The sequence below is a fragment of the Streptomyces sp. NPDC002156 genome (assembly GCF_053593675.1).
In genome coordinates this window covers 1-11,355 of the sequence record NZ_JBSFDA010000246.1, presented here as the reverse complement: position 1 = coordinate 11,355, position 11,355 = coordinate 1, and the positions used below count along the sequence as shown (strand labels likewise).

Here is an 11,355-nt window from a genome sequence, read left to right as displayed (position 1 = left end):
GGTACGGAAGCGGCGGCCGACGAACTCTACCGAGCTGAGGATCAGCCCTCGGTGCTCTCGGTCTCGGACTCGGCGGGGGCCTCCTCCGCCTGCGCGGCGAGGACCTGGAGGACGACCGCGTCCTCGTCGATCGCCAGCGTGGTGCCCTCGGGCAGCGGGATGTCCTTGGCGAGGATGGAGGCACCGGCCTCCAGGCCCGCGATGGACACGGTGACGGACTCGGGGATGTGCGTCGCCTCGGCCTCGACCGTCAGCGTGCTCAGCACGTGCTCGAGCAGGTAGGCACCCGGGGCCAGCTCGCCCTCGGTGTGGACGTAGACCTCGACGGTGACCTTCTCGCCGCTCTTCACGGTGAGCAGGTCGACGTGCACGAGGAAGCCCTTGAGCGCGTCGCGCTGGATGGCCTTCGGGATCGCCAGCTCGGTCTTGCCCTCGATGTCCAGGGTGAGCAGGACGTTCGACTTACGCAGGGCGAGCTGCAGCTCGTGGCCCGGAAGCGTGATGTGGACGGGGTCGGCACCGTGGCCGTAGACGACCGCGGGAACCTTGGCCTCGCGGCGGATGCGGCGGGAGGCACCCTTGCCGAACTCGGTGCGGGTCTCGGCGGTGAGCTTTACGTCGGACATGCTTTTCACTCCTCGTACGGGTGAGAGACGGACAGGTCACCCGGCCACGAACGGCCTGCTACGAAGAGCGCGTCGATAACGGACAGCCGCACCTGATGGGTACGGCCTCCCTCGCCGAGCAACTTGGACAGACTACTCGGCGGGAGAGGCCGCAGAAAAATCGATCATGCAGAAGCGTTTTTCGGCTTACTGCTCGTCGAAGAGGCTCGTCACCGAACCGTCCTCGAACACCTCACGCACCGCGCTCGCGATCGTCGGCGCGATCGACAGCACCTTGATCTTGTCCAGGTCGGCGCTCAGCTCACCCGGCGTCGGCAGCGTGTTCGTGAAGATGAACTCGCTGACCCGGGAGTTCTTCAGCCGGTCCGCCGCCGGACCCGACAGCACACCGTGCGTCGCCGTCACGATGACGTCCTCGGCGCCGTGCGCGAACAACGCGTCCGCCGCGGCGCAGATCGTGCCACCGGTGTCGATCATGTCGTCGACGAGGACACACACACGGCCCTTGACCTCACCCACGACCTCGTGGACGGTCACCTGGTTCGCCACGTCCTTGTCGCGCCGCTTGTGCACGATCGCCAGCGGCGCACCGAGCCGGTCGCACCAGCGGTCGGCCACGCGCACCCGGCCCGCGTCCGGCGAGACGACCGTCAGCTTGCCCTTGTCGACCTTGTCGCCCACGTAGTCGGCGAGGAGGGGGAGGGCGAAGAGATGATCGACCGGGCCGTCGAAGAAGCCCTGGATCTGGTCCGTGTGCAGGTCGACGGTGAGGATGCGGTCCGCGCCCGCCGTCTTCATCATGTCCGCGATCAGACGCGCCGAGATCGGTTCACGTCCGCGGTGCTTCTTGTCCTGCCGCGCGTAACCGTAGAACGGCACGATCACGGTGATGGAACGAGCCGACGCACGCTTCAGCGCGTCGATCATGATCAGCTGCTCCATGATCCACTGGTTGATCGGAGCCGTGTGGCTCTGGATCACGAAGCAGTCCGCGCCACGTGCCGATTCCTCGTAGCGAACGTAGATCTCACCGTTCGCGAAGTCGAAGGCCTTCGTCGGGACAACCCCGACCCCCAACTGCTGGGCGACCTCCTGGGCAAGCTCGGGGTGGGCGCGGCCGGAGAAGAACATCATCTTCTTCTTCTCGCCGGTCGTCTTGGTCCCGGTCACAGCACTGTCTCCTCAGAGGTGGTGTCTCAGCCGTGATCAGCCCTGACAGGCCTGCTCAGCTGGGGGTGTGCGGGTGTGCATCTATCACGGTAGCCCGAGTCCGACCTACCTGTTTCCGGTCAGCTTCCGTCGCCCTGCTCCCGGGAAGCGGCCTCGGCGGCCTTCGCCGCGGCACTCCCCGGACGCTTACGAGCCACCCAACCCTCGATATTCCGCTGCTGGCCCCGGGCGACGGCCAGCGAACCGGGCGGCACGTCCTTCGTGATCACGGAGCCGGCCGCGGTGTACGCACCGTCCCCGACCGTGACAGGCGCCACAAACATGTTGTCGGAACCCGTCTTGCAGTGCGACCCCACGGTGGTGTGATGCTTCGCCTCGCCGTCGTAGTTCACGAACACACTGGCGGCACCGATGTTGGTGTACTCCCCGATCGTCGCGTCCCCGACGTACGACAGATGCGGCACCTTCGTCCCGTCACCGATCGACGCGTTCTTCGTCTCGACGTACGTCCCGATCTTGGACTTGACCCCGAGACGGGTACCGGGCCGGAGGTACGCGTACGGCCCGACGGTGGCTTGGGGGCCCACCTCGGCACTGTCGGCAACGGTGTTGTCGACGCGCGCCCCTGCCCCCACCCGGGTGTCCTTGAGCCGCGAGTTGGGCCCGACCTCGGCACCCTCGGCGAGGTGCGTGGCGCCCTGGAGCAGCGTGTTCGGGTGCACGATCGAGTCCTGCTCGAAGGTGACCGTCACATCGACCCAGGTGCTCGCCGGGTCGATGACACTGACCCCCGCGAGCATGGCCTCGGTCAGCAGCCGGTCGTTCAGAATCCGACGGGCCTCGGCGAGCTGCACACGGTTGTTGATCCCGGCGATCTCGCGATGATCGGCGGCGACGGAAGCCCCGACGCGATGCCCGGCCTCGCGGAGGATGCCGAGGACGTCGGTGAGGTACTCCTCACCCTGACTGTTGTCGGTCCGCACCTTGCCCAGCGCGTCGGCGAGGAGTTGCCCGTCGAAGGCGAAGACCCCGGAGTTGATCTCACGGATCGCCCGCTGCGAATCGGAAGCATCCTTGTGCTCGACGATCGCGGTGACGGCCCCGGAGGCCCCGTCCCGCACGATCCGCCCGTACCCGGTCGCGTCCGGCACCTCGGCGGTCAGCACGGTGACGGCGTTGCCGTCGGCGGAGTGGGTCGCGGCGAGGGAGCGGAGAGTGGCTCCGGTGAGGAGGGGGGTGTCGCCGCAGACGACCACCACAGTCCCGTCGACGGTCCCGCCAAGCTCTTCGAGTCCCATGCGTACGGCGTGACCGGTGCCGTTCTGCTGTGCCTGGTAGGCGGTACGGATGCCGGCGTCGGTCACGGTGAGGTGCGCGGTGACCTGTTCACGGGCGTGCCCCACGACGACGACCAGGTTCTCGGGGTCCAACTCGCGGGCGGCGGCGAGCACATGACCCACCAGCGAACGCCCGCACAGCTCGTGCAGGACCTTGGGTGTGGCCGACTTCATACGGGTGCCCTCACCCGCTGCGAGTACGACTACGGCGGCGGGGCGATTGGCGCTCACGGGGTGGGCCCTTCGGCTGCGGAGGGGGCGGGGTGGACATCCGCAGGATACCGGGGCGTTTCGTGTGGGACATAAGAGTGGGCCCTGACAGAGCTGTCAGGGCCCACATCTCGTATCGCTCTGGTATTGCTCCCCCGCCAGGACTTGAACCCGGACAGATGGCACCAAAAGCCACAGTGCTGCCAATTACACCACGGGGGAATGAATTCGATCGAACCGGACATTTGGCCGGGCCGTCGAATTGGCACCCACCACTATGCCGTAACACCGGCCCTCGACGCGACGGTGTAGGTCGGCGCGCTCGGGGACGTCGCCGGGGGCGGAATCATCGCTTCCAGGGTCGAACGGCGTGCGATTCGGCAGTTCGAGGGATTCTGGTGGGTTTCGCTTCTGTTCGATTGCGGTGGCGCGGGCCTGTGTGGTGTAGGCCAGTCGTCGAAACTCGCCGGAAAAGCGGGGGTGTGCGCCCGTAGGCTGGACGCATGACCACTACGGGGGAAGACCACACCGCGGCCCTGACCGGGCCGTGGTGGTGGGCCAGGTGGCGCAGTGCGGTGCTTGACGGAGGCCTCGCGCTGGTGTCCGCCGGGGAGTGCGCAGCGGAGGGGGTGCCGTTCGCACGGGACGCGGGGATTCCCGTGTCCGCCGGGATCGTGTTCGGGCTTGTCGCCGGTTCTGTGCTGTTGTTGCGGCGGCGGTGGCCGATCGCTGTGGTGCTGGTCGCCATTGCCATTACGCCCGCCCAGATGGGTTTTCTGATGGGCGTCGTCGGGCTCTACACGCTCGCCGCTTCCGAGCTGCCTCGGCGGATCATCGGGGCGTTGGCGGGCATGGCGATGGTGGGGACGCTCATTGTGACGTTCGTGCGGTCGCATCAGGACATGGCCAACGGGAGTCTGAAGATCGGGGACTGGTTCGTTCCCGTCGTTGCCATTACTACTTCGCTGGGTGTGACCGCGCCGCCCTTGCTGCTCGGGCTGTACGTGGGGGCCCGGCGGCGGCTGATGGAGAGTCTCCGGGAGCGGGCCGACAGTCTGGAGCGGGAGCTTCAGTTGCTGGCCGAGCGGGCCGAGGAGCGGGCGGAGTGGGCGCGCAACGAGGAGCGGACGCGGATCGCGCGGGAGATGCACGACGTCGTCGCGCATCGGGTGAGTCTGATGGTGGTGCATGCCGCGGCGCTGCAGGCCGTTGCCCGGAAGGACCCTGAGAAGGCTGTGCGGAATGCCGCCCTGGTGGGGGACATGGGGCGCCAGGCCTTGACCGAGCTGCGGGAGATGCTCGGCGTGCTGCGGTCGGGGGAGGGGTTCGAACGGCGGGTGCAGGGTGTGCCGTTGGCGGCGGTGGGGGTGGCCGCGGCGGTGGCCGCCTCTCGTGCTGCCGAGAGCGGTGACGGTGGGGCGGACGGGCCCTGCCTGGAGGAGCTGGAGGAGTTGATCGGGCAGTCGGCGGCCGCGGGGATGGTCGTGGACCTGTCGGTGGAGGGGGACGTGCGGCTGTACGGCGCGGAGGTGGAGCAGACCGCGTACCGCGTGGTGCAGGAGGCGCTGACGAACGTCCACAAGCACGCGGCCGGTGCGAAGACGCACGTACGGCTGGCCCATCGCGGTGGTGAGATCGCGATGCAGGTGGAGAACGAGCCACCACCCGAGCCGGCTTCGGCCTCGTCGGTGGGGTTGCCGTCCGGTGGCAACGGTCTGCTCGGGATGAAGGAGCGGGTCGCCGCGCTGGGCGGCGTTTTCGTGTCCGGGCCGACGGAGGCCGGGGGGTTTCGGGTGTCGGCGGTCATTCCGACGTGAGCGCTCCGCTGGTTGTGCGGTTCTTTCACCGCGGGCCCGGTGGGGGCTGGTCGCGCCCCGCGGCGGAGCCGCAGACAGATGCAGCCCCGCGCCCCTTTCGGGGCGCGGTTGCGCACCCGACTCGGTCCGAGGGGGCTCAGGGTGCCGTCAGGCGTATCGGTTCCAGGCCGGTGACCAGGGTGGCCAGGGCCTGGTCGACGTCGGGGCCGAGGTACCAGTCGCCGGTGTGGTCGAGGGCGTAGACGCGGCCCTCTGTGTCGATGGCGAGGAGGGACTGGGTCTCCCGTTCCTCGCCGAGGGGGCAGACCTCGGTGTCGAGGGCGCGGCCGAGGTCGGCGAGGGTGCGGGCCATGTGGAGGCCGTGCAGGGGGTCCAGGTGCAGGGCGGTGGGGGCGACCTGGCGGCCGGGGCCGGAGGGCGTGATGTGCAGACCGCCGAACTCCGCCCAGGCCTCGACGGCGGCGGGGAAGACCGCGTGGCGGTGGCCGGCGGGGGATGTGTGGCCCCGTAGGGCGTCGGCCCAGATCTCCGCCTGCTTTATGTCCCAGCGTCCGGGCTGCCAGCCGGCGGCGCGCAGTGCGGCGTCGACGGGCACGGGGAAGCGGGACGGGGGTCCCCCCTGCCCGGGCGGCGCCGAGGAGTTGGGGGAGGAGGTGCGGTCGGTGTGCATCTGCCCTTCGATCGTCGAGGTCATGGACCGGCGCGTGGCGCCGTCGTGCATGTGGGGGGTGGGGGGGGTGGGGGTGCGGGCGTCAGCCGGTCGGGGCCGACGGGTCGACTATGCGGACGCCGAAGTGGGCGCTGAGCGCTGTGCAGGAGCGGCAGGGCGCGGCGAAGCCGCCGTGGAGGGGGTCGCCGTCCTCGCGGATGCGGCGGGTGGTGAGTTTGGCTTGTTTCAGTGCCCTGCGGGCCTCGCCGTGGGTCATGGGCTTGCGGGCGGCACGCTTGCTGCGGGCCTCGTCGGCGACGGTGATCTGCCGGGATATGAGGAGCGCCTCGGCGCAGCGGCCGGTCGCGCGGTCGCGCTGGGTGCTGGTGAGGGTGTCCAGGAAGTCCTGGACGAGCGGGTGCAGGGCGGGCGGCTGGTCGCCGCGGGCTGCCGTGCCGGTGAGGGTGGCGCCGCGTACGGAGAGGGCGGCGGCGACGGTCGGGAGTATGCCGTCGCGGCGGTGGCGGAGGGTGGGGACGCGGGGCGTCTCGCTGGCGCTCCAGCCGACGCGCGGGTCGCCGCCGGGTCTGCCGCCCGTACCGCGCATTCCGGGCGCGGGTGTTCCCGTGGAACCGTCCGTCGGCCTGCCTGCGGGCCTGCCTGTCTGTGTCCCCGTCTGTGTCGCGTTCATGATCGTCATCCCCTCCGGTGCCTCCCCCGTACATCCCCCCGGCGGACACAGAGTGCCAAATGGCGTGGCTGGTGCGGAAGCTGGGGCGGTGTGACACGCCAGGGCTTCGGCGGACCGTCACGGCAGGGTGACGGCAGGTCACGGAACCGGAGGGCCGGTGGCTGGTGCCGGTGACCGGTGTCGGCGTACCGCATAGGCTGTCGGGCAACCGCGAACCGCGGCCTCGTCCGGGTGGCTGTCCGTACTGATGTGCTGGCGGTCGGGACGGGTGCGGGGGTACGGGATGTGACGTGCACGTGATGTGACAGACGTACGGACCGCACTGATGTGCGGGCCTTACAGAACGCCGCAGGGGGCAACCGCCATGACGACAGGTCGGCTCGGGCAGCGAGCCGTGCCGCCGAACGCGGCCTATGCCGGGCAGGTCGTGCACTTCCCGGACCCGGTCCGGGCCACCCGGCACCCGAGAGGGGTGCGGGTCGACGAACACGGCTATCCGGACTTCTCGCTCTACGCGCGTGCGGTGGCGGAGATCGCCGAGCCGCCCGAGGGCTTCGGCGTCGACGAACTGCGGCTGACGGACTACGTGTCGGCGAACGCGGCGCTGGCCGCGTCCGGGCACGAGCTGTGGGACACGGTCCCGGCGGTGGCGACCCCGCACGGCTGGACCTGGCACCACGCGCCCGGTGGCCGACGGCTGGAGTTGGTCCCCGTCGAGGTGAAGGCGCTCCTGCGGCACCACGGCGGCATCGCGACCTCGACGGTCGATCAGCACAAGCGCGGCACGCGGCCGTTGCAGGAGACGCGGCCGGCGCACTTCGCGCTGCCGAAGTCGGCGGTCGCGGTGACCGAGCAGCAGGTGCAGGGCGTCGAGGAGGACCTCGGCTACCGCCTGCCGGGGGCGTACCGCTCGTTCCTGAAGGCGGCGGGCGGCTGCGCGCCGGTGGGCGCGGCGCTCGACGCCGAGCTGGGGCTGCTGGTGGACCAGCCGTTCTTCACGGTGCGGGAAGAGGCCGCGGTGAACGACCTCGTGTACGTCAACAAGTGCCTGCGCGACCACCTGACCAAGGACTACCTGTGCGTCGCCTTCGTCCAGGGCGGTCTGCTGGCCCTGAAGGTGAAGGGCGAGCGGCCCGGTTCGGTGTGGTTCTGCGCGTACGACGACGCGCGGGACGTCGATCCGACCTGGCCGCCGGCCGACCGGGTGCAGCGGCTGCTGCTGCCGTGCGGCGACGACTTCGACCAGTTCCTGTCCCGGCTCGCGGGCAATCCGCCGGAGCTGGAGACGGTGGCGAACCTGATGGTGGACGGCGGCTTCGCGCGCGCGGTGCACGTGCCTTCGGCGACTTCGGTGGGGGAGTGATCTGACCGATGGTGACCTTCGCGCAGGCGCAGGAGCGCGCCGAGGAATGGGTCAACGGTGATGTGCCGTCGTACCAGCACCGGGAGGCGCGGGTACGGGAGTTCGAGCTGGGGTTCGTGGTCTGGGCGGAGGACCGCGCCGAGGGTCCGCGTTCGGACGGGGGCGCCCAGCGGCTGGTCCTCGCCCGGGACAGCGGCGAGGCCACGCTGTGGCCCGCCCTGCCGGTGGGCGAGGTGATCCGCCGCTACGAGGAGGAGTACGGCCGCCCGGACGCCGTCGAGGACGCGGTACCGGCGCCTCCGGCGCGGGTCGACCTGAACCAGACGTCGTTCCTGCTGACTCCGCCTGAGTGGTTGCAGGAGGCGGCGGACAAGCTGGGGATTCCGGACCGGCGGGCGGGTACCTCCGGTGGCGACGCGGCTGGAGTGGCGGCCTCGGCTGCCCCCTCGGCGCCCCCGTCGGACGCGGTGCCGCCGGGGGCCACGCCCTGGACGGGGACCGACACGACCAGCGTGGACGCGGGCGAGGACCGTTCCGTACCGCTCCCGGCGACGGTGTTCTCGCCGCCGCTGAGCGACGACGACCTTCCACGTGCCCGGGACGCCTTCGACGGGGCTCCGGGGCCGGCGTACGGCTACCCGCAGGGGGCGAGCGGTCCCTCGTACGGCTATCCGCCTCCGGGGCGCGCGCTCGCGCCGAACGCCGGCGACATCGCCGACGCGACGACCAGCAAGGCCCCGCCACCGCGCGGCGCCCGGGGTGCGGGCACTCCGCCACCGCCGGGCGCACCTGGAACTCCGGGCGCCCGTCCGGGGGTTGCGCCTCCGGCGGCGGCGGGGGCCGGTCTGGGGGGTGCGCCTCCGGCGCCGGGGGCTGGTCCTGCGGGTGGGTATGTGCCTACGCAGTTTGTTTTGGCGCTTGGGTCGGAGGGAGTTGAGGGGGCCGGTGGGTCCGGTGGTGAGGGTTCTGGTGCTGCTGTTGGGGGGTCTGGCGGGTTGAATCCGCCGGGTGCTCCGGGTGCCCCCGGTACGCCTGGTGGGCCGGGTGCGCCCCAGCCTCCGGGTACGCCTGGGCGGCTCGGTGTGTCCGGTGTGGCCGGGGCTCCGGGTGCGCCGAATCCGCCTGGCGCTCCGTTGCCTCCGGGTGCTCCTGGTGCCCCGAACCGGCCTGGTGGCCCCAACTCGCCCGGGGGTGCGCCTCCTGAGGGCGTTCACCAGGCCGCGACGATGTTCGCCGACCCCAAGCAGGGCGGCGGCGCCAACGCACCCCGTCCGCCGGGTGCCCCTGGCGCTCCGCAGCCTCCGGGTGCCCCCGGCGTGCCCGGTGCGCAAGGCGTACCGTCCGCTCCCGGTGCTCCCGGTGCTCCCGGTGCTCCCGGTGCTCCCGGCGGTTCTGGCGCCCCCGATTCCGTGCATCGCGCCGAGACCATGCTGGCCGGTCCTCCGGTCGGCGTCCCCGGTGCGCCTCCGCCTCCTCAGGCTCCCGGTGCACCAGGCGCTCCTGGTCAGCCTGGCGTATCCGGCGCTCCGGGCGCCCCGGGCTTCCGTGGGGCTGCTGGCACTGCTGGCGCCCAGGGTTCGCAGGGAGCCCCGGGTTTCTCCGGGGCTCCGGGAACCGCTGGCGCTCCCGGCGCACCGGACTTCCGCGGGGGTCCAGGCACTCCTGGCGCCCCTAGTTCCCACGGCGCATCGGGCTTCTCCGGGGCTCCCGGAACCGCCGGTGCTCCCGGTACACCCAGCTTCCGTGGAGCTCCGGGCACCGCTGGTGCTCCCGGTGCCCCCGGCTCCCAGGACGCCCCGGCCTTCCCCGGCGCTCCAGGAACCCCTGGTGCCCCAGGCGCCCCCGGCTTCCCGGGTGCTCCGGGCACCCCCGGTTCCCCTGGCGCGCAAAGTGCCCCCGGCCCCCTGGGCACTCCTGGTTTCCCTGGCGTGCCTGGCGCTCACGGCGCTCCCGGTACCCAGAGTGCCCCCGGTGCTCAGAGCCCTCCCGGTGCTCAGGGCACCCCCAGCGCGCCCCCGAGTTCCCTCCAGCCCCCGGCGCCCCCCGGTGCCGTACCCCCGCCCCCCGGCGGTCGGCCGGCGCACGGCATGCCCGCACCGGGTGGTCAGCCTGTCGCCGGTATCCCGGCGCCGGGTGGCCAGCCCAACCCCGGCATGCCTGCTCCGGGTGGTCAGTCCGCCCCTGGCACGCCCACCCCCGGTATGCCTGCTCCGGGTGGTCAATCCGCCCCCGGTATGCCCGCTCCGGGCGGTATGCCCAACCCCGGCATGCCCACCCCCGGCGGGCGGCCCGCCTCCGGATTGGCAGCACCCGGGCTGGCGGCACCCGGAATGGCGCCCCCCGCCCCCGCCCAGTCGGCGCCCGGGATGCACGCCCCCGGTGCGCCCACCCCCGGGTTCCCGCCGCCCCCCGCCCCCAACCTCTCCGCACCCCCGCCTGCCCCCTCCTACGGCTACCCCCCGCCCGGTCAGCCCACCGTCGGCCCCGGGTATCAGGCCGTTCTCCGCTACCGGGCGCCCGACGGGTCGGAGCAGCAGCTGATCCGGCGGTCCGCGCCGGGGACGCCGCATCCGGAGTGGCAGATCTTTCATGAGTTGCGGGCGATGAACATCCCGCCGGATCAAGTCCTCGAACTCCACACCGAGTTGGAGAGCTGCGAGCTGCCGGGGGCCTACTGTGCGCGCATGATCCGCGAGCAGTGGCCGAACGCCCGGATCACGAGCATCGCCCCCTACGGCACCGACCACGCGAGCCGTCAGCAGGGCATGGCCCAACTCCTCGCCCATCAGGGTGAGTTGCACCAGGTCGCGGACGGGCCCGCGCGACCCGGGCCCGTACGCGCGCCCCTCCCGCCCATCCAGCCCGCGCCGCCGATCCCGCCGGAGGCGGTCGCGCAGGAGCTGGCCGGTGCGTTCGGGCCGGGGGTCTTCCGGTTCGATCAGGCCGCGGTGTCGCGGCAGGGGGTGCCGCCGATCGTGGCGCACACTCTGGTCGTCGCCGGGCTGCCCGCCGACATGGGGCCGTTCTTCTGGGCGCAGGCCCAGCCGGGGCGGCCGGTGCCGACGCTCGCCGAGCTGGCGCAGGAGCGCGGGGTGCGGCCGGCGTCGGACGCGGGCTCGTACCTCGTCATGGGCAGCGACTTCGGCAAGGCGATCTGCGTGCAGTACGGCACCGCCAACATCGTCGCCGTGCCCGTGGAGCCGGGGCCGGGCGGCGCACCCGTACCGCCGCAGTTCGTGAACACGGGCCTGCCCGAGTTCGCGCGCTGTCTCGCGCTGCTGGGCCGTATGTGGCGGCTGCGCTACGGCCTGAACCAGGAGCAGGCGGGCCGCTGGACCGTCGACTTCCAGGCCCAGCTCGCCTCCCTCGACCCGGCGGCGCTCGGCTCGCCGGAGAGCTGGTGGTCGGTGCTGCTCGAGCAGATGTGGGACGGGTTGCTGTAGTTCCAGAGCCGTTCCAGGAAGGGAGGGGGTGGGTGACCGTACGGTCACC

The 11,355-nt window shown here is 71.7% G+C and carries 8 protein-coding genes and 1 tRNA gene; 3 read left to right on the top strand and 6 right to left on the bottom strand.

Annotated elements, in window-relative coordinates; genetic code table 11:
* Window positions 1–41: 41 nt before the first annotated feature.
* The 4 genes from ACWCRB_RS46310 to ACWCRB_RS46295 form a co-directional block, all read right to left on the bottom strand.
* Complete coding sequence (locus tag ACWCRB_RS46310) at window positions 42–626, bottom strand: 50S ribosomal protein L25/general stress protein Ctc (RefSeq protein ID WP_451001830.1); 585 nt, start codon at window positions 624–626, stop codon at window positions 42–44.
* A gap of 186 nt (window positions 627–812) precedes the next feature.
* Complete coding sequence (locus ACWCRB_RS46305; RefSeq protein ID WP_451001829.1) at window positions 813–1,796, bottom strand: ribose-phosphate diphosphokinase; 984 nt, start codon at window positions 1,794–1,796, stop codon at window positions 813–815.
* A gap of 119 nt (window positions 1,797–1,915) precedes the next feature.
* Window positions 1,916–3,364 carry a bifunctional UDP-N-acetylglucosamine diphosphorylase/glucosamine-1-phosphate N-acetyltransferase GlmU gene (glmU, locus tag ACWCRB_RS46300; RefSeq protein ID WP_451001828.1) on the bottom strand — a complete coding sequence of 483 codons (1,449 nt, stop codon included), beginning with the start codon at window positions 3,362–3,364 and terminating at the stop codon, window positions 1,916–1,918.
* A 129-nt stretch (window positions 3,365–3,493) separates the two neighbouring features.
* Window positions 3,494–3,565 (bottom strand) — tRNA-Gln (locus tag ACWCRB_RS46295).
* Between the two features lie 281 nt (window positions 3,566–3,846).
* Between ACWCRB_RS46295 and ACWCRB_RS46290 the strand changes: the two genes are divergently transcribed.
* Window positions 3,847–5,160 (top strand): sensor histidine kinase, encoded by a 1,314-nt coding sequence (locus tag ACWCRB_RS46290; protein ID WP_451001827.1) that lies wholly within the window; start codon window positions 3,847–3,849, stop codon window positions 5,158–5,160.
* 136 nt (window positions 5,161–5,296) lie between these two features.
* Here ACWCRB_RS46290 and ACWCRB_RS46285 read toward each other — a convergent pair whose 3' ends face one another.
* Window positions 5,297–5,830, bottom strand: a complete 534-nt coding sequence (locus tag ACWCRB_RS46285; RefSeq protein ID WP_451001831.1) for an SUKH-3 domain-containing protein — start codon at window positions 5,828–5,830, stop codon at window positions 5,297–5,299.
* 82 nt (window positions 5,831–5,912) lie between these two features.
* The gene (locus tag ACWCRB_RS46280; RefSeq protein WP_451001826.1) at window positions 5,913–6,509 is read right to left on the bottom strand and encodes a YwqJ-related putative deaminase; all 597 of its coding nucleotides are present in this window, start codon (window positions 6,507–6,509) and stop codon (window positions 5,913–5,915) included.
* 355 nt (window positions 6,510–6,864) lie between these two features.
* Between ACWCRB_RS46280 and ACWCRB_RS46275 the strand changes: the two genes are divergently transcribed.
* Both ACWCRB_RS46275 and ACWCRB_RS46270 read left to right on the top strand, forming a co-directional pair.
* Window positions 6,865–7,863 (top strand): SMI1/KNR4 family protein, encoded by a 999-nt coding sequence (locus ACWCRB_RS46275; protein ID WP_451001825.1) that lies wholly within the window; start codon window positions 6,865–6,867, stop codon window positions 7,861–7,863.
* An 8-nt stretch (window positions 7,864–7,871) separates the two neighbouring features.
* Window positions 7,872–11,306 (top strand): SUKH-4 family immunity protein, encoded by a 3,435-nt coding sequence (locus tag ACWCRB_RS46270; protein ID WP_451001824.1) that lies wholly within the window; start codon window positions 7,872–7,874, stop codon window positions 11,304–11,306.
* Window positions 11,307–11,355: the final 49 nt, after the last annotated feature.

Bases quoted from the DNA above. Each gene is read 5' to 3' on its own strand.
- ACWCRB_RS46310 (WP_451001830.1), bottom strand. From the start codon at position 626: ATGTCCGACGTAAAGCTCACCGCCGAGACCCGCACCGAGTTCGGCAAG.
- ACWCRB_RS46290 (WP_451001827.1), top strand. From the start codon at position 3,847: ATGACCACTACGGGGGAAGACCACACCGCGGCCCTGACCGGGCCGTGG.
- ACWCRB_RS46285 (WP_451001831.1), bottom strand. From the start codon at position 5,830: ATGCACACCGACCGCACCTCCTCCCCCAACTCCTCGGCGCCGCCCGGG.
- ACWCRB_RS46280 (WP_451001826.1), bottom strand. From the start codon at position 6,509: ATGACGATCATGAACGCGACACAGACGGGGACACAGACAGGCAGGCCC.
- ACWCRB_RS46275 (WP_451001825.1), top strand. From the start codon at position 6,865: ATGACGACAGGTCGGCTCGGGCAGCGAGCCGTGCCGCCGAACGCGGCC.
- ACWCRB_RS46270 (WP_451001824.1), top strand. From the start codon at position 7,872: ATGGTGACCTTCGCGCAGGCGCAGGAGCGCGCCGAGGAATGGGTCAAC.